The sequence below is a fragment of the Brachymonas moutaii (nom. illeg.) genome (assembly GCF_049977365.1).
In the GTDB taxonomy this organism is placed as follows: domain Bacteria; phylum Pseudomonadota; class Gammaproteobacteria; order Burkholderiales; family Burkholderiaceae_C; genus Brachymonas.
The window spans coordinates 131,356-148,560 of sequence record NZ_JBNGEN010000003.1; the positions used below are offsets into that span (position 1 = coordinate 131,356).

The following is a 17,205-nucleotide window of genomic DNA, read 5'->3' on the forward strand; positions in this document are numbered from 1 at the left end:
GTCGGGCAACCGGGCCATGCCGGATTGCACCGGGGGCAGGGGGCATGGCGGGCCTGCCCGGGCGGGGTCATTTTGTCATAATGCCCCCATGCGCATACCCTTTACCAAGATGCAGGGGGCAGGCAACGACTTCGTGGTGCTGGACGAGACCCGCGCCCCGCTTGGCCTGCAGCCCGAGCATTACCGTTTCCTGGCCGATCGGCGCTTCGGTGTCGGTGCGGACCAGATCCTGTCCGTGCGCCCCCCCGTCGGGGAGGGCGCCGATTTTGCCTACGTCATCCACAACGCGGACGGCGGCGAGGTCGAGCACTGCGGCAACGGCGCGCGCTGCTTTGTGCGCTTCGTGCGCGAGCAGGGCCTCACCGACAGGGACACCATCACCGTGCAGGTGCGCCGCGGCACCATCGTGCTGCATGCCCTGCCCGATGGCGAGGTCACCGTGGACATGGGCGCGCCCGTGTTCGACCTGCCTGCGCTGCCCTTCGAGCCGGGCACCCTGCCCAGCCGGCAGCAGGGCGAGGCCACGCTGTGGCTTCTGCCTCTGGTCGATGCCGAAGCCCAGGCCGGCGCCCCGGTCGAGGTGGCGCTGGTGTCCATGGGCAACCCCCATGCCGTGCTCGTGGTGCCGGACGTGATGGCCGCCCCCGTGCATCGGCTGGGCGCCGCCATCCAGGCCCTGCCGGCCTTTCCCGCAAGTGTCAACGTGGGCTTCATGCAGATCCTCGATCGCGGCCATATCCGGCTGCGCGTCTACGAACGCGGCTCGGGCGAGACCCTGGCCTGCGGCACGGGGGCCTGTGCCGCCGTGGTGGCCGGCATCCGCGAGGGCCTGCTTGCCTCCCGCGTGCAGGTCGATGCCCTGGGCGGCACCCTGTACATCGAATGGCAGGGCGCCGGTACGCCGGTGCGCATGACGGGCCCGGCCACCACCGTGTTCCACGGCGAGATCGACCTGCCGGAGCATCCGCCGCAGCTCCCCGGCATTCCTGCCGCCTGAATCCAGCCCGTCGGCCGCCCGGTGTGCGGCGCCGACAGGCTTCCTCCACTGTCTTCCCCGACTCCATGCAACCTCATGAACTGGCGCCCCTGACCGAGCGCGACATTGCCGAATACCTCATCCAGAACCCGGGCTTCTTCGAGCGCAACGCCGAGCTGCTCGCTGCCGTGCAGCTCGGCAGCTCCCACGGCCGCCGGGTGGTCAACCTGCAGGAACGGCAGGCCGAGATGCTGCGCGAGAAGATCAAGGTGCTCGAACACCGCCTCGTGGACATGATCCGCCACGGCAGCGACAACAGCATCACCACCAACCGCCTGCTCGACTGGACGGTCCAGCTCCTGCTCGAACACGACCCCGCTGCCCTGCCCGAAGCCATCTGTGCGGCCATGATCGACGACTTCCGCGTGCCGCAGGCAGCCCTGCGCGTCTGGAACGTGGCCAGCCCCTATGCCGGCCTGCCCTTCACCCAGGGCGTGAGCGGCGATTCGCGCAGCTTTGCCTCGTCTCTCACCTCGCCCTACTGCGGCATGCATGTGGGCGTGGAAGCCGTCAAGTGGCTGCCGGAACCCACCCAGGCGGCCTCGCTGGCCCTCATTCCGCTGCGTCCGGCCGGCAAGTCCACGGCGCCTGCCTTCGGCCTTCTGGTGCTGGCTTCGCCCGATTCGCAGCGCTATCAGGACGACATGGCCACCGACTTTCTCGAACGCATCGGGGAGCTGGCCAGCGCCGCACTCTCGCGCCTGATGATCGAGCCGCCCGTCCTTCGCGATTCCCTGGCCGATCCCGTTCCCAACACCCCGGCATGACCGATTCTGCAGCCGTTCCTGCCCCCGCGTCGCCAGCGCCCGACCCTCTGGTGCTGCGCTATCTGGAGCATGTGCGCTCGGGCAAGCGGCTGGCGGCGCGCACCGTCACCCTCTACGGTGAAGACCTCGCGCGCCTGCAGGCCCAGGCAGCCGGGGCGGGCCTCACGCTGGACGCCGTGCAGACGGCCCACGTGCGCCGCTGGCTGGCCACGCTGCGCAGCGCCGGCTACAGCCCGCGCGGACTGGCCCGCATCCTCTCGGGCTGGCGCGGCTTCTACCGCTGGCTGGTGCAGGAACGTCTCATTGCCCACAACCCCGTGCAGGACGTGCGTGCTCCCCGCGCCGGCAAGCCCCTGCCCAAGGCCCTGTCCGTCGACGACGCCATGCGGCTTGCCGACCATCGCGGCAATGTCCCCCCCGATTCCCGCCACCCCGATGCCGCCTGGCTGGAGCTGCGCGACCGCTGCCTGGTCGAGCTCCTTTACGGCAGCGGCCTGCGAGTGAGCGAGCTCGTCGGACTCGACATCCACCCCGGCCCGGAGGCCCGTGGCTGGTGCGATCTCGATGCCGCCGAGGTGCACGTGCTCGGCAAGGGCGGCAAGTGGCGCACCGTGCCGCTCGGCCACCAGGAGCTCGAAGCCCTGAAGCCGTGGCTCGCCGCACGGGCCCTGCTGCCCGTGGCCCGCGCCACGCCCGCCCTGCTCATCGGGCGCCGGGGCACCCGGCTGACCCCCCAGTCGGTGTGGCAGCGCCTCCAGGCCCGCAGCCGTGCCGCCGGGCTCGATGCACCCGTGCACCCGCACATGCTGCGCCACAGCTTCGCCAGCCACCTGCTTCAGTCCAGCGGCGACCTGCGTGCCGTGCAGGAGCTGCTCGGCCATGCCCACATCGGCACCACCCAGATTTACACCCGGCTCGATTTCCAGCATCTGGCCAAGGTGTACGATGCGGCGCATCCCCGGGCTCACGGCAAGAAATCCGGTTCCTGACCCGTTCCGGCCGGCTGCCCCCCCGCAAGAGCGGGCGCCCGCCCGTGCTGGAAAAACCGGCACGCGCCCCCATGTACCCGGCAGTCTCCCGCATCGGGTGGTGCGCATCCGTGCGTGCATCCAGGCGTCGGGCATTGCAGCTTTTTTTCAGGACTCCATTTCCATGGCACTCATTCCCGCCACCATCGTTACCGGCTTCCTGGGCGCCGGCAAGACCACACTGCTCAAGCGCGTGCTCACCGAGGCCCATGGCCAGAAAATCGCCGTCATCGAGAACGAGTTCGGCGCCGAGAACATCGACAACGACATCCTCGTCTCCGACACCAACGAGCAGATCATCCAGATGAGCAACGGCTGCGTGTGCTGCACCATCCGCGAGGACTTGCGCAACACTCTGCAGCTCCTGGCCGCCAAGCGCCGCAAGGACATGGTCAAGTTCGACCGCGTCATCATCGAAACCACCGGCGTCGCCGACCCCGGCCCGGTGGCCCAGACCTTCTTCATGGACGACGAGATCGCCGAGAACTACCTGCTCGACTCCATCATCACCCTCGTCGATGCCAAGCACGCCATGCAGCAGCTCGACGAGCGCCTCGAAGCGCAGCGGCAGGTCGGGTTTGCCGACCAGATCTTCATCAGCAAGGCCGACCTCGTGAGCAAGGACGACCTGCGAGCCCTGCAGGAACGCCTGCACGCCATGAACCCCCGCGCCACCCAGAAGATCGTGCATTTTGGCCAGGTCCCTCTGGGCGATGTGCTCGACCTGCGCGGCTTCAACCTCAATTCCACGCTGGACCTCGACCCCGACTTCCTCGCCGAGGAAGAGCCCCATGACCACGCGCACGACCATGCCCATGACAGCTGCTGCGGGCACGACCATGGTCATGACCACGGCGCGTGCTGCGGCCATGACCATGACCACGAGGCGCACGACCACGAGTCGCATGCAGCCGACTGCGATCATCACCATGCCGAGGGCGAAGCCTGCAACCACCATGCCCATCACCACCATTTCGACGACGACGTCAAGAGCTTCGTCTACCGTGCCACGCGCCCCTTCGATCCCGTCAAGCTCGAAGACTTCCTCGGAGCCATCGTCCAGATCTACGGCCCCAAGATGTACCGCTACAAGGGCGTGCTCGACATGAAGGGCACCAGCCGCAAGGTGATCTTCCAGGGCGTGCACCAGCTCATGGGCAGCGACCTGGGCCCCGAGTGGGGCAAGGACGAGCCGCGCTCCAGCAAGATGGTGTTCATCGGCGTCGACCTTCCGCGCGAAATTCTGGAACAGGGCCTCGACCAGTGCTGCGTCTGACGAGACGCGGCGCGCGTGGCCCCGTTTCCTGAAGCGACTGCCCGTCCGGCCGCGCACCGCTCCCTTGAACGGGGCGGTGCGGCAGCGGGAGCAAGCGTAAAAAATTCCCTTTTCTGCGACAAAACACCTACAATCCGTGCGCTTCCCGAGAGCGAACGAGGGTAAATTGAGAACTTCGCGTCGATCGTGAACCGTCCAGATGGCGGTCCATGGCGTCCGGACTTTCAGGGGAGCCCTGCGGATTTCTTCGTGCCTTTCCATCCTCCTTTTCGGGGACAGAGAGCAGCCAGGGAATCCGTCATCTGCCCGAATGTTCGTTCCAGGATCGTGCCCGCCTGTCCGGGGCATGGAAACCGCCGCTGCGCCGTGTGCGCGTGCATCCTTTTTTCCTTGATACGACCCAGACCGACATGACCGCCGCGACTACTCCCAAGAAAGACACCAAACTGGCCAACAACTGGAAGAAGAAGCCGCCCCAGGAGCTCTCCGATGCCGAAGTGCTGGCCATGCCCGAGTCCGAGTACATGAACGATGTGCAGCTCGCGTTCTTCCGCCACCGCCTGCAGCAGCTGCGTGCCGACATTCTGAACAACGCCGGCGCCACCGCCGAGCACCTGCGTCAGGATGCCGTGGTCGTGCCCGACCCGGCCGACCGTGCCACCATCGAGGAAGAGCACGCTCTCGAACTGCGCACCCGTGACCGCGAGCGCAAGCTGCTCAAGAAGATCGATCAGTCCATCGCCCAGATCGATTCGGGCGACTACGGCTACTGCACCGAGACGGGCGAGCCCATCGGCATCGGCCGCCTGCTGGCGCGCCCCACGGCCACCCTGTCGCTCGAAGCCCAGCAGCGCCGCGAACTCAAGCAGAAAATGTTTGGAGACTGATTCCCCGCTGCGCCGCCGTTCGCGGGCGGGGGGATGTCCACACCGATCCTGATACACCCATGTCGCAGCCCGCAGAAAAGCTTCCCTTCTTCAACAAGCTTGCCCGTTTCGTGGCCAACCCCACGACGGACTGGAAGGCACTCGATACCCTCCCGGCCGCCGATGCGGCCGGAGCCACAGCCGGCGCCGAGGAAATCACCGCCGAGGAGCTGGCCCAGCTTCACCGCCAGCGGCGCCGCTACAACCGCAAGGTGCGCGAGCGCGAATTCAACGCCCTGCGACAGCTGCGTTCCGGCGGGACCGAGGCGGCCCAGCCGGGAGCCGACCTCAACAGCACGCTGCTGCTGCGTCCCTCGTCCAGTGGGGCAGCGACGGACACGCCCGAGAGCAGCAACTTCGATGTGAGCCAGATCAACAGCATCGAACAGCAGATGACCGACCAGTGGTGGAACAAGAACGGTCCCCTCTCCGTACCACCGCCCGACAGCACCCTCAAGACCCAGATCATGATCGAAGACAAGGTCGATCTGAGACCCAGTTTGACAGGGGGCGATGATTCGATGGTGCCCTTCGAGACCGTGGACGTGCCTGCAGGGAGTCCGTCGGTCACTTCGGTGCGCAAGCCGGCCGCGCCCGATGCCTTCCATTCCATCCAGGGCACCGGCAACCCGGAAGGCAGTGGCGCCTCGATCGATTCGGAACTGGCCCCCGATACCCAGCCGGGCCTGATCCAGAGCATCCCCTCGATGGACCTTGGGATCCCCCTCATTGATGAGCCCGTTCCCGTGGGCGACAGCCGCATGGACGAAGTGGCCTCCGACAGCCGCTTCGACGAAGCCCTGCAGGCTCTTCCGCTCGAAGACCTCGCCGGCGGCGAGCCCCGTGCCATCACGCGGGTCGATGCCCTCAGCGACACCCTCAACGAGCCTGCCATCCTCTTCTCGCAGGGGCAGGATGGGGCAGCGGAAACCCGCCTGCGCGATCTGGTGGCACAACTGCCGCAGGGGCAGGGCGGAACCAGTGCCATTGCCGACGAGGAGCCCGACGCCCTGCTCGCGCTTCTCGATCTCTACCGCGCCACCGCACAGGAGGAAAAGTTCGATGCCACCTGCCTGGAGCTGGTGCAGCGCTTCGGCCGCTCCGCGCCCCAGTATGCCGGTGACGATCCGTGGCTGAGCCAGATCGGCGGCACCACGTTCTTCATGGGCGTGACCCGCATTGCCCAGGAGCTCTCCGGGCACGCCTGCTGGAAGGCACCGGCCACCATCGATGTGCCCGACCTGCTGTCCCTGCAGCAGGTGCTGGCAGCCGACGCCGATGCCCTGATCGACTGGCGCGGACTGCAGGCCCTGACGCCCATGGCCCTGCCGGTGCTGCTGGTGGTCCTGCGCGAGCTTGCAGGGCGCCGCATGCGGCTGGTGATGTGGGGACTGCCGCAGCTGGAGCAGCACCTGGAGCAGGGCTGCGCCGCAGCAGACCGCACCACCCAGAGCCTGAGCTGGATGCTGCGTCTGGAGCTGCTCCGCATCACCGGCGCGCAGGAAGCCTTCGATGCCCAGGCGCTCGACTACTGCATCGCCCTGGAGGAATCCCCGCCTTCGTGGACGCCTGCCCGCTGCACCTATGTCGATGCGGATGCCATCGACTGGCAGATGGCGGGTGCCGTGCCGGCCCCCACCGCCTCTCCCGCGAGCAGCCTGCCGCCCCAGGGGGTGAGCAAGGGTCAGCTGGCCCACCCGTTCGAGTGGAAGGGAGCCTTTACCGGCAGCATCCAGCCCCTGCTGCAGGTTCTGCAGGAATCCGTCGGCTCTCAGGGCTGCACCATCGACTGCAGCGCCCTGGAACGCATGGACTATGCGGCTGCAGCCGAACTCCTCGCCTGGCTGCTCGTGCGCAAGCCCGAAGACGGGGCGATCCGCTTCATCCAGGTGCAGCGGCTCGTGGCCGTGTTCTGGCGCATCATGGGCATCACCGGCCAAGCGCAGGTCGAACTGCGGCGCGACTGAAGCGACCGAAGGGGGCGAGCGTCCTGTCGCGCGACGCTGCACCGGGGCGTGGCACAGTGTCGGCGTGTCTTGCGGGTGAGACATCCTGTCTTGCAATGGCTGCAGCTGCCCCCATCTGCCGGAACTGTCTTCTTTTTCAGTGCGCGGCAGCCGATGCCGCGCCCGAGCCGCATGGAACAATTTCACGGAACCACCATTCTGAGTGTCCGGCGCCAGACGCCCGAAGGCGTGCAGGTCGCCATCGGTGGGGACGGCCAGGTCACCCTGGGCCACATCGTCGTCAAGGGCACGGCCCGCAAGGTGCGCAAGCTGCATCATGGGCAGGTGCTGGCCGGGTTTGCCGGCGCCACGGCCGATGCCTTCACGCTCTTCGAGCGCTTCGAGGCCAAACTCGACAAGTACCAGGGCAATCTGGCCCGCGCCGCCGTGGAGCTGACCAAGGAATGGCGTACCGATCGCGTGCTGCGCAAGCTCGAAGCCATGCTCGCCGTGGCCGACCGCACCTCGTCCTACATCATCACCGGCAATGGCGATGTGCTCGAACCCGAGCACGGCATCGTGGCCATCGGGTCGGGCGGCGCCTATGCCCAGTCGGCCGCCAAGGCGCTGCTCGATCATACCGATCTGTCCGCCGAGGAAGTGGTGCGCAAGTCGCTCGCCATCGCGGGCGAGCTGTGCATCTACACCAACATGCACCACACCATCGAGGTGCTCTGAGTCCCCGCCGCCCGGTTCCTGCCTGATCTGCGCACTTTGGCGCGGGGCAGGGGAGGCGGGCTGACGCTTTTCCGATTCTTTTCTGCGCCCCGTGGCGCCCGTATGCCATGTCGTCCATGACTCCCCAGGAAATCGTTTCCGAACTCGACCGCCACATCGTGGGCCAGAACGCAGCCAAGCGTGCCGTGGCCATCGCCATGCGCAACCGCTGGCGGCGCCAGCAGGTCGACGCCAGCCTGCGCGCCGAGATCACGCCCAAGAACATTCTCATGATCGGCCCGACCGGTGTCGGCAAGACCGAGATTGCCCGTCGCCTGGCCCGGCTGGCCGATGCGCCCTTCATCAAGGTCGAGGCCACCAAATTCACCGAGGTCGGCTATGTGGGCAAGGATGTCGACTCCATCATCCGCGATCTGGTCGAAGTCTCGGTCAAGCAGACCCGCGAGGCGGCCATGCGCCGCATGCGTGTGCGGGCCGAGGACGCCGCCGAAGAGCGCATTCTCGATGCCCTCCTGCCGCCGGCCCGTTCCGCCTCGGGCGAACCGATCGCCACTCCGTCCGGAGACAGCGCCACCCGCCAGGCTTTCCGCAAGAAGCTGCGCGAAGGCCAGCTCGATGACAAGGAGATCGAGATCGACCTCGCCGACGCAGCCCCCACCATGCAGGTCATGGGGCCCGCCGGCATGGAGGAGATGACCGAGCAGCTGCGCGGCATCCTCGGCTCGATGGGGCAGGAGCGTCGCCGCACGCGCCGGGTGCGCATCGCCGATGCCCTGCGCCAGCTCGTCGACGAAGAAGCGGCCAAGCTCGTCAATGAAGAGGAGATCCGTGCCCAGGCCGTGGACAATGCCGAGCAGAACGGCATCGTCTTCCTCGACGAGATCGACAAGGTGGCCGGCAGCGCCGAGCGCAGCGGGGCCGACGTCTCGCGCCAGGGGGTACAGCGCGACCTGCTGCCGCTGGTCGAGGGCACCACGGTGCACACCAAGCACGGCATGATCCGCACCGACCACATTCTGTTCGTCGCTTCGGGGGCCTTTCACCTCTCCAAGCCGAGCGACCTGATCCCGGAGCTGCAGGGGCGCTTTCCCATTCGCGTGGAGCTGCAGAGCCTGTCGGAGGCCGATTTCGAGGCCATTCTCACCCAGACCCAGGCCTCGCTCATCAAGCAGTACCAGGCCCTTCTCGCCACGGAAGGGGTGACGCTGGAGTTCGCACCCGAGGCCATCACCTGCCTTGCGCGCATCGCCGCCGATGTCAACGAACGCACCGAGGACATCGGTGCCCGCCGCCTGGCCACCGTGATGGAGCGCCTGCTCGACGAGGTGAGCTTCGATGCCGCACAGCGCCAGGGGCAGACGCTGACCATCGACGCCGCCTATGTCCAGGAGCGTCTGGGCGCGCTCAGCCAGAACGAGGATCTCTCCCGTTTCATCCTCTGAGGCCGGGGCCGGATGGCATTCCGGCCCTTCTCCTGAGCCGGGATGCGGGCGAACAGGTGTGCACTTTTGCATCAATTCGTGCTGCAGTGCATGCCGGCACGGGACGTTCACGCTCAAGCATTACATCCATAGGACAATTTAAGTTGTTATTTTTGAAGGTTTTTTGGGTTCACAAGCCTTCAGGATGGATGCTAACTGCTTGATTTCATTCGAAAAACATCTAAGCGCCGGTTTGTGAAGCAGATTGTTTCCTGCTACAGTGTCGAAAAGTGGGGAATGGTGGTAAAAACTGCCCTTTCCCTTACGTCCAGACTGTTTTTCCAGGAAACCCCAGCGTGTTCGAAGGCGCCTCGTCCCTCTCGGTGGATGCCAAAGGCCGGATTGCGATACCTACCAAGTACCGCGCCGACCTGATGGATGCTGCCCAGGGCCAGCTGCACATCACCCGGCATTTCCAGGAAGACTGCCTGCTGCTCTTTCCGGAGTCCGAATGGGTGCAGTTCCGCACGCGGGTGGCCCAGTGGCCTGCCTCTGCCGCCTGGCAGAAGCGCATCGTGCTCGGCAATGCCGTGGCACTCGACATGGATGGCGCCACCGGGCGCATCCTGCTGTCGCCCGAGCTGCGCGAGGCGGCCATGATGGGGCGCGAAGCCCTGCTTCTGGGCAACGGCAGCCACTTCGAGCTCTGGGACAAGGCACTGTATGCGGCCAAGGAGGCCCAGGCCCGTCAGCAGCCGCTGCCGGATGCCTTGCAGGATTTCGTGTTCTGAAAGGTCTGAGGAAGTGAGCTGGAAGCACACCACAGTCATGCTGCGGGAGGCGGTCGACGCCCTCGTGCACGACCCCCATGGCACCTACGTGGACGGCACCTTTGGCCGGGGCGGGCACAGCCGCGCCATCCTGGAGGAGCTCGACAGCGACGGTCGCCTGATCGCCTTCGACAAGGACCCCGAGGCCATCGCCAGCGCCCACGCGATCGAGGACGAGCGGTTCTCGATCCGGCATGCCAGTTTCACCGCCATGGCCGAGCTGCCCGCAGCCAGCGTCGATGGCGTGCTGCTCGATCTGGGTGTGAGTTCCCCCCAGATCGACAACCCGGCCCGGGGATTTTCCTTCCGCAACGACGGGCCCCTCGACATGCGCATGGACCCCACGCGCGGCGAGAGCGTGGCCGATTGGCTCGAAAGTGCGGAAACGGACCAGATTGCGGAGGTGATTCGTGACTACGGAGAAGAGCGGTTTGCTGGGCAGATTGCAAAGGCGATTGTGGCTCGCCGACAGGAGCTCGGCCCTCTTGCCAGCACCGCGGAGCTCGCGCAGCTCGTGGCTGGTGCGGTCCGGACCCGCGAGCCGGGGCAGGACCCCGCCACGCGCACCTTTCAGGCATTTCGGATTTTTATCAACGCCGAACTGGAAGACCTGCAGCAGACCCTGAAGCACACCCTGCGCATCCTGCGTCCCGGAGGCACGCTGGTGGTCATCAGCTTCCATTCGCTGGAGGACCGCATCGTCAAGCAGTTCATGGTGCAGCATTCGCGCGAGGTGTATGACCGGCGCCTGCCGGCGGCCTTTGCCACCGCGCCCGCTCCCATGCCCCTCACGGACGTGCAGCGCGTGCGCCCCACCGCCGACGAGGTGGCTGGCAATCCGCGCTCGCGCAGCGCCATCCTGCGCTGCGCCGTCCGCACCGAGGTGCCTGCATGATGCGGCTGGTTCTGCTTCTGCTGGCGGCTGTGCTCGGCAGCGCGTTCTATCTGGTGCATCTGCGCTACGAGTCGCGCACGCTCTACACTGCGCTCGACAAGGCGCAGACCTCGGCGCGCAAGCTCGAAACCGAGCGCGATACGCTGGAGGTGGAAAAACGCGCCCAGACGGCCGCCCTGCGGGTGCAGGGCATTGCCCATGACCAGCTCGGCATGCGGGAATCCACGCCCGACATCACCCAGTACGTGACCGTGCGTGATGGCGAGGTCAAGGTCAGCACGCCGGTGGCAACCGAAGGCACTGCCTCCGCACCCGTGGCCGCAGCAGGCCGGAGGGTGGCACCATGAAGTGGATCACCCGTCAGGAGCGCCACGAAAAGGCCCTGCAGAAGAGCCTCAAGGGCGTCACCAGTGCCAAGGGAGTGCGCGACAACGCCGTGGGGGTCAATCCGCTGCTCACCAGCCGCACCCCCGTATGGCGCAGCCGCCTGCTGGTGGCCGGGCTGGCGTTCGGGTTCACCGGGCTGGTGGCGCGTGCGGCCTATGTCCAGATCTTCGACAACGCCTTCTTCCTGCGGCAGGGGCAGGTGCGCTATGCCCGTACCATCGAGATGCCGGCCAACCGCGGGCGCATCCTGGACCGCAATGGGCTCATCCTGGCGTCGAGCGTGCCGGCGCAGAGCATCTTCGCCTTTCCGTCCGAAATCGACCGCGAGGGCGATGCCGCCAAGCTGCACCGCATGGCGCAGCTGCTGGGCATGAGCGACCAGGAGCTCGGCACCCGGCTCGGCAGCGCCAAGAACTTCGTGTACGTGAAGCGTCAGGTCGACGAAGGGGTGGCCGAGCAGATCGCAGCCCTGGGCATCAAGGGCATCGACCATCGCAAGGAATACCGCCGCCAGTACCCCGAGGGCGAGGCGGTCTCGCACATCGTGGGCTTCACCGACGTGGAAGACAAGGGTCAGGAGGGGATCGAGCGCACCTTCGACCAGCAGCTTGCCGGCAAGCCCGGATCGCGCCGCGTCATCCGCGACCGCCTGGGGCGCGTGATCGAGGGCGTGGGCGAGCAGGTGCCCCCGGTCGACGGCAGGGACATCCGTCTCACCATCGACAGCAAGATCCAGTACTTTGCCTGGCAGAAGCTGCGGGATGCCGTCAAGGCGCAGGATGCCAAGGGAGGCAGCGTGGTGGTGCTCGACGTGCGCACGGGCGAGATCCTGGCGCTCGCCAACTATCCGAGCTACGATCCCAACGACCGGCGCGACCTCACCGGTGAGCAGCTGCGCAACCGCGCGCTCACCGATACCTACGAGCCCGGCTCCATCATCAAGCCGCTGACGGTGGCCCTGGCCCTGCAGGAGCGCAAGGTCACCCCCAACACCATCATCGAGACCAGCCCGGGGCGTCTGACCATCGCCGGTGCCACCATCGGCGACACCCACAACTACGGCACCCTGACCGTCGAGGGCGTGGTGCAGAAGTCGAGCAACGTGGGCACGGTCAAGATTTCCGAGCGCCTCGAAGCCCACGACATGTGGGACAACTTCATGAACATGGGTCTGGGCCAGAAGCCCGACCTGCCGTTCCCCGGCATCGGACGGGGCCGCGTGCGGCCCTGGAAGGCCTGGCGTCCAATCGAGAAGGCCACCATGGCCTATGGCTACGGGCTGTCTGCCAGCCTGTTCCAGATGGCGCGTGCCTACAGCGTGTTTGCCCATGACGGCGTGATGATGCCCATCACGCTGGTGCAGGACAACATGGCCGACGCCAGCGGCCGCCTCCATCCCGTCGACAAGTCGCGTGGCGTGCGTGTCTACAGCCCGGCCGTGGCGCGGGAGATCCTGCACACCCTGCACCTCGTGACCCTGCCCGGCGGCACGGCCCAGCAGGCCCAGACCGTGGGCTATTCGGTCGGCGGCAAGACCGGGACGGCGCGCAAGCTCGACGGCACCCGCTATTCGACCAGCCGCTACCGTGGCTCCTTCGTGGGCATCGCGCCGATCGAGGCTCCCCGCATCGTGGTGGGCGTGATGATCGACGAACCCAAGAGCAGCATCTACGGGGGCCTCACGGCGGCGCCCGTGTTCAGTGACGTGGTGCAGCAGACCCTGCGCATCCTGGGCGTGCAGCCCGACATGTCGGTGCGTCCCGGCGTCATCACCGATGAACCGGAGGAATCCCTGTGAGCACCCCGATGCTGCCCCTTCTGAGTACCCCGGCCGAAGCCGCCGCCTGGCTGCGCGCGCACGGCAGCCGCCTGCAGACGGACAGCCGCAGGCTGGAAGCGGGCGACCTGTTCGTGGCCTGGCCCGGCGCCGCCCATGATGCGCGCGTGCACGTGCTGGCCGCGCTGGAGCACGGAGCGGCGGCCTGCCTGGTCGAGGCCGATGGCATGGATGCCTTCGACTTCGCCCGCCCTGCAGCGGCGGATGTCGCAGCAGGGCGTGTGGCGGCCTATGCCGGACTCAAGTCTGCCACGGGCCCGATCGCTGCCGCGTTCTACGACACGCCCTCGCGTCGGCTCGACGTGGTGGCCGTGACCGGCACCAATGGCAAGACCACCAGCGCCTGGTGGCTGGCCCAGGCCCTCTCGCATGGTGCCCGGGGCTGTGGCCTCGTGGGCACCCTGGGCGTGGGCCGCTTCGTGGGTGGGCAGGCCGAGCTGCGCTATACCGGCATGACCACTCCCGACCCCGTGCTGCTGCAGCGCGAGCTGCACCATTTCGTCGACGAGGGACTGGGGGCCTGCGTGATGGAGGCTTCCTCCATCGGCATTGCCGAGCATCGGCTCGACGGCACGGCGATCCGCGTGGCGGTGTTCACCAACTTCACGCAGGACCATCTGGACTACCACGGCACCATGGAAGCCTACTGGCAGGCCAAGCGGGCCCTGTTCGACTGGCCCGGCCTGCAGGCTGCGGTGGTCAATCTCGATGATGTCCATGGCACCCTGCTGGCGCAGGAACTGCAGGGAGGGGCACTCGACCTCTGGACCCTGTCGTGCCTGCCGCCGGCGGCTGGGGTGGCCCCGGCGCGTCTGCAGGCCAGCGGCGTGCGCTATGGCGACCACGGGCTGGCGTTCGAGGTGACCGAGGCCGGGGGGGGCACCGCCTCCATGTCCACGGCCACCATCGGACAGTACAACGTCTCCAATCTGCTTGGGGTGCTGGGCACGCTGCGCGCCCTGGGCGTGCCGCTGGCCGAGGCGGCACGGGCCTGCGAAGGACTGCTGCCGGTGCCGGGCCGCATGGAATGTCTCACCCTGCCCGGGCAGCCGCTCGTGGCCGTGGACTTTGCCCACACGCCCGATGCGATCGACAAAGCCCTCGAAGCCCTGCGCCCGCTCGCCCGCCAGCGCGGAGGGCGCCTGTGGTGCGTGTTCGGCTGCGGAGGGGACCGCGATCCGGTCAAGCGGCCGCTCATGGCACAGGCTGCCGAGCGCCAGGCCGACCGTGTGGTCGTTACCAGCGACAACCCGCGCAGCGAGGCCCCCGAGCGCATCGTGGCACAGGTGGTGGCCGGTCTGGCCGCGCCTGCACAGGCCCGCGTCGAGGTCGATCGCGCCCGCGCCATTGCCCTCGCCATCGCCGGAGCCGACCGTGCCGACGTGGTGCTCGTGGCCGGCAAGGGACACGAGGATTATCAGGAAATACACGGGGTACGCACCCCGTTCAAGGATCAGGAGCACGTGCGCATGGCACTGCAGAACCGGGCTGCGGCCCGCGCGGAGGGCGTCGCATGAACACGCCCATGCATATGACACTGGCCCAGGCGGCCCAATGGCTGTCCGACGCCACCGTGGTGGGCGATGGTGCCGTCACGGTCGACCGTGTGCATACCGACACACGCACCCTGCAGCCGGGCGACCTGTTCGTCGCACTGCGGGGCGAGCGCTTCGATGCGCATGATTTTCTGGCGCAGGCCCGCGCGGCCGGGGCCACGGCCGCCCTGTGCGAGCGTCCCCACCTGGCTGCGCTGGGCTGGCAGGGCATCGAGGTGGCCGACAGCCGCCGCGCCCTTGGCGAGCTGGCCGCTGGCTGGCGCCGCCAGTTCGTTCTGCCGCTCATCGCCGTCACCGGCAGCAACGGCAAGACCACCACCACCCAGATGATCGCCAGCATCCTGCATGCGGCTGCGGGCGAGGCGGCGCTGGCCACGCAGGGCAATCTCAACAACGACATCGGTGTGCCGCTCACGCTGCTGCGGCTGCGTCCGTCCCACCGGCTGGCGGTGGTCGAGCTGGGCATGAACCACCCCGGCGAAATGGCGGTGCTTGCCGCCATGGCGCAGCCCACCGTGGCACTGGTCAACAATGCCCAGCGCGAGCACCAGGAATTCATGGGCACGGTCGAGGCCGTGGCCCGCGAGAACGGCGAATCGATCGCCGCACTGCCTGCCGACGGCGTGGCGGTCTATCCGGCCGACGAACCCTATACCGGCATCTGGAAGACACTGGCGGGTGCCCACCGCAGCCTGACCTTCGCGGCCGACGCGGCGAGCGGTGCCGATGTGCACGCCGTCGAGGCTGTCTGGCAGGACGCGGCCTGGCAGGTCCGTGCGGCCACGCCGCAGGGGCCGCTGCACTTCCGCCTGCAGGTGGCGGGACGCCACAACGTGCGCAATGCGCTGGCCGCCACGGCCTGTGCGCTGGCTGCCGGTGTGCCGCTGTCCGCGATTGCGGCCGGGCTTGACGGCTTCGCTGCCGTGCAGGGCCGCTCGCGGGTGGTGGCGGCCCGCTTCGGCGGGCACGCGCTCACCGTGGTGGACGACACCTACAATGCCAACCCCGATTCGGTGCGCGCCGCCATCGACGTGCTCGCCGAGCTGCCCGGGCCGCGCGTGCTCGTGCTCGGCGACATGGGGGAAGTGGGCGATCAGGGGCCGGCCTTCCATGCCGAGATCGGCGCCTATGCGGCCACCAGGGGCATCGACCACGTGCTCACGCTCGGCGCCCTGGCGCGCCATGCGGCAGCCGCCTGCCCCGGAGCCCGCGCCTGTGGCGACGATGCCGAGGCAGGACTGTCCGTGCTGCTCGACGCGCTTCGTGGGCTGCTGCCCGGCTGCGCGAGCGTGCTCGTCAAGGGCTCCCGCTTCATGCGCATGGAGCGCGTGCTCGCCGTCTTCGATCAACCTGCCCAGCACAAGGATGCCCCATGCTGCCTGCACTGACCCAATGGCTCATGGAGCACTACCCGCAGTTCGGTTTTCTGCGGGTGTTCCAGTACCTCACCTTCCGCGCCGTCATGGCCGCCATGACCTCGCTGATCATGGGCCTGCTCTCCGGGCCCTGGGTGATCCGCAAGCTGCGCGAGCTCAAGATCGGCCAGCCGGTGCGCGGCTACGCCATGGAGACACACCTCTCCAAGTCGGGCACCCCGACCATGGGCGGGGTGCTCATCCTGCTGTCGATTGCCCTGTCCACGCTGCTGTGGTTCGAGTGGAGCAACCGCTTCGTGTGGATTGTGATGGTCGTCACCTTCGGCTTCGGGGCCATCGGCTGGGCCGATGACTGGCGCAAGGTCGTGCACAAGGACCCCGAGGGCATGCCCTCCCGCGAAAAGTTCATGTGGCAGTCGATCATCGGGCTGGCGGCGGCGCTGTACCTGGTGTTCAGCATTTCCGAGACCAGCAACGCGCGCGTGCTCCAGCTCGTGATCGACTGGGTGCGTTCGGGCTTTGCCATCGACCTGCCACCCAAGGCGGGCCTCATGGTGCCCTTCTTCAAGGAGGTGAGCTACCCCCTTGGAGTCTGGGGCTTCGTGGCGCTCACCTTCTTCGTCATCGTCGGCGCGAGCAATGCCGTCAACCTCACCGACGGGCTCGACGGGCTCGCCATCATGCCCGTGGTCATGGTGGGCTCGGCGCTTGGCGTCTTTGCCTACGTCACCGGCAGCAAGCTGTATTCGACCTACCTGTTCTTCCCCTACATCCCGGGCTCGGGCGAGCTGCTGGTGTTCTGCGCGGCCATGATGGGCGCGGGGCTGGCCTTCCTGTGGTTCAACACCCATCCGGCCCAGGTCTTCATGGGCGATGTGGGCGCGCTCGCGCTCGGCGGGGCGCTCGGCACCATCGCAGTCATCGTGCGGCAGGAGATCGTGCTCGGGATCATGGGCGGCATCTTCGTCGTCGAGGCGCTCTCGGTGATGCTGCAGGTGGGCTACTTCAAGTACACCAAGAAACGCTACGGCGTGGGGCAGCGGCTCTTCAAGATGGCGCCGCTGCACCACCATTTCGAGAAAAAGGGCTGGCGTGAGACGCAGGTGGTGGTCCGCTTCTGGATCATCACCATGCTGCTGTGCCTCGCCGGCCTGTCCACACTCAAGCTGAGATAAGGGAAGAACGC

15 protein-coding genes are annotated in these 17,205 nt (G+C 67.4%); all 15 read left to right on the forward strand.

Translation table 11 applies throughout. From position 1 onward, the window contains the following. Window positions 1-88: 88 nt before the first annotated feature. Window positions 89-997, forward strand: coding sequence for a diaminopimelate epimerase (dapF, locus tag ACP2WS_RS05620; RefSeq protein ID WP_426459884.1), 909 nt, complete (start codon window positions 89-91; stop codon window positions 995-997). A gap of 65 nt (window positions 998-1,062) precedes the next feature. Continuing rightward, window positions 1,063-1,803 carry a DUF484 family protein gene (locus ACP2WS_RS05625; protein WP_426459885.1) on the forward strand — a complete coding sequence of 247 codons (741 nt, stop codon included), beginning with the start codon at window positions 1,063-1,065 and terminating at the stop codon, window positions 1,801-1,803. Next, on the forward strand, window positions 1,800-2,792 hold the full coding sequence (locus ACP2WS_RS05630; RefSeq protein ID WP_426459886.1) for a tyrosine recombinase XerC: 993 nt from the start codon (window positions 1,800-1,802) through the stop codon (window positions 2,790-2,792). Before ACP2WS_RS05625 ends, ACP2WS_RS05630 begins: the two co-directional genes overlap by 4 nt. 163 nt (window positions 2,793-2,955) lie before the next feature. After that, window positions 2,956-4,107 (forward strand): CobW family GTP-binding protein, encoded by a 1,152-nt coding sequence (locus ACP2WS_RS05635; RefSeq protein ID WP_426459887.1) that lies wholly within the window; start codon window positions 2,956-2,958, stop codon window positions 4,105-4,107. A 410-nt stretch (window positions 4,108-4,517) separates the two neighbouring features. Beyond that, entirely contained in the window at window positions 4,518-4,994 is a 477-nt protein-coding gene (dksA, locus tag ACP2WS_RS05640) for an RNA polymerase-binding protein DksA (protein ID WP_374492034.1), read from the forward strand. Window positions 4,995-5,053: 59 nt separating this feature from the next. Further along, entirely contained in the window at window positions 5,054-7,000 is a 1,947-nt protein-coding gene (locus ACP2WS_RS05645) for a hypothetical protein (protein ID WP_426459888.1), read from the forward strand. Window positions 7,001-7,171: 171 nt separating this feature from the next. Then, window positions 7,172-7,717, forward strand: coding sequence for an ATP-dependent protease subunit HslV (gene hslV, locus ACP2WS_RS05650; protein WP_374492032.1), 546 nt, complete (start codon window positions 7,172-7,174; stop codon window positions 7,715-7,717). Between the two features lie 107 nt (window positions 7,718-7,824). Next, the gene (gene hslU / locus ACP2WS_RS05655) at window positions 7,825-9,159 is read left to right on the forward strand and encodes an ATP-dependent protease ATPase subunit HslU (RefSeq protein ID WP_426459889.1); all 1,335 of its coding nucleotides are present in this window, start codon (window positions 7,825-7,827) and stop codon (window positions 9,157-9,159) included. Window positions 9,160-9,494: 335 nt separating this feature from the next. Then, the gene (locus ACP2WS_RS05660; RefSeq protein ID WP_374492030.1) at window positions 9,495-9,929 is read left to right on the forward strand and encodes a division/cell wall cluster transcriptional repressor MraZ; all 435 of its coding nucleotides are present in this window, start codon (window positions 9,495-9,497) and stop codon (window positions 9,927-9,929) included. A 13-nt stretch (window positions 9,930-9,942) separates the two neighbouring features. Next, window positions 9,943-10,863 (forward strand): 16S rRNA (cytosine(1402)-N(4))-methyltransferase RsmH, encoded by a 921-nt coding sequence (gene rsmH / locus ACP2WS_RS05665; RefSeq protein ID WP_426459890.1) that lies wholly within the window; start codon window positions 9,943-9,945, stop codon window positions 10,861-10,863. Next, complete coding sequence (gene ftsL / locus ACP2WS_RS05670; RefSeq protein ID WP_374492028.1) at window positions 10,860-11,210, forward strand: cell division protein FtsL; 351 nt, start codon at window positions 10,860-10,862, stop codon at window positions 11,208-11,210. The genes rsmH and ftsL overlap by 4 nt, the downstream gene beginning before the upstream one ends. Continuing rightward, window positions 11,207-13,048, forward strand: coding sequence for a peptidoglycan D,D-transpeptidase FtsI family protein (locus ACP2WS_RS05675; protein ID WP_426459891.1), 1,842 nt, complete (start codon window positions 11,207-11,209; stop codon window positions 13,046-13,048). The genes ftsL and ACP2WS_RS05675 overlap by 4 nt, the downstream gene beginning before the upstream one ends. Before the next feature lie 8 nt (window positions 13,049-13,056). Then, window positions 13,057-14,604 (forward strand): UDP-N-acetylmuramoyl-L-alanyl-D-glutamate--2,6-diaminopimelate ligase, encoded by a 1,548-nt coding sequence (locus ACP2WS_RS05680; protein ID WP_426459892.1) that lies wholly within the window; start codon window positions 13,057-13,059, stop codon window positions 14,602-14,604. 8 nt (window positions 14,605-14,612) lie between these two features. Continuing rightward, entirely contained in the window at window positions 14,613-16,031 is a 1,419-nt protein-coding gene (locus ACP2WS_RS05685) for a UDP-N-acetylmuramoyl-tripeptide--D-alanyl-D-alanine ligase (RefSeq protein ID WP_426459894.1), read from the forward strand. After that, on the forward strand, window positions 16,016-17,194 hold the full coding sequence (gene mraY / locus ACP2WS_RS05690; RefSeq protein ID WP_374492024.1) for a phospho-N-acetylmuramoyl-pentapeptide-transferase: 1,179 nt from the start codon (window positions 16,016-16,018) through the stop codon (window positions 17,192-17,194). The genes ACP2WS_RS05685 and mraY overlap by 16 nt, the downstream gene beginning before the upstream one ends. Window positions 17,195-17,205 lie beyond the last annotated feature (11 nt).

Bases quoted from the DNA above. Each gene is read 5' to 3' on its own strand.
- ACP2WS_RS05675 (WP_426459891.1), top strand. From the start codon at position 11,207: ATGAAGTGGATCACCCGTCAGGAGCGCCACGAAAAGGCCCTGCAGAAG.
- ACP2WS_RS05635 (WP_426459887.1), top strand. From the start codon at position 2,956: ATGGCACTCATTCCCGCCACCATCGTTACCGGCTTCCTGGGCGCCGGC.
- dksA (WP_374492034.1), top strand. From the start codon at position 4,518: ATGACCGCCGCGACTACTCCCAAGAAAGACACCAAACTGGCCAACAAC.
- mraY (WP_374492024.1), top strand. From the start codon at position 16,016: ATGCTGCCTGCACTGACCCAATGGCTCATGGAGCACTACCCGCAGTTC.
- hslU (WP_426459889.1), top strand. From the start codon at position 7,825: ATGTCGTCCATGACTCCCCAGGAAATCGTTTCCGAACTCGACCGCCAC.
- dapF (WP_426459884.1), top strand. From the start codon at position 89: ATGCGCATACCCTTTACCAAGATGCAGGGGGCAGGCAACGACTTCGTG.
- ftsL (WP_374492028.1), top strand. From the start codon at position 10,860: ATGATGCGGCTGGTTCTGCTTCTGCTGGCGGCTGTGCTCGGCAGCGCG.
- ACP2WS_RS05645 (WP_426459888.1), top strand. From the start codon at position 5,054: ATGTCGCAGCCCGCAGAAAAGCTTCCCTTCTTCAACAAGCTTGCCCGT.
- ACP2WS_RS05685 (WP_426459894.1), top strand. From the start codon at position 14,613: ATGCATATGACACTGGCCCAGGCGGCCCAATGGCTGTCCGACGCCACC.
- ACP2WS_RS05630 (WP_426459886.1), top strand. From the start codon at position 1,800: ATGACCGATTCTGCAGCCGTTCCTGCCCCCGCGTCGCCAGCGCCCGAC.
- ACP2WS_RS05680 (WP_426459892.1), top strand. From the start codon at position 13,057: ATGCTGCCCCTTCTGAGTACCCCGGCCGAAGCCGCCGCCTGGCTGCGC.
- hslV (WP_374492032.1), top strand. From the start codon at position 7,172: ATGGAACAATTTCACGGAACCACCATTCTGAGTGTCCGGCGCCAGACG.
- ACP2WS_RS05625 (WP_426459885.1), top strand. From the start codon at position 1,063: ATGCAACCTCATGAACTGGCGCCCCTGACCGAGCGCGACATTGCCGAA.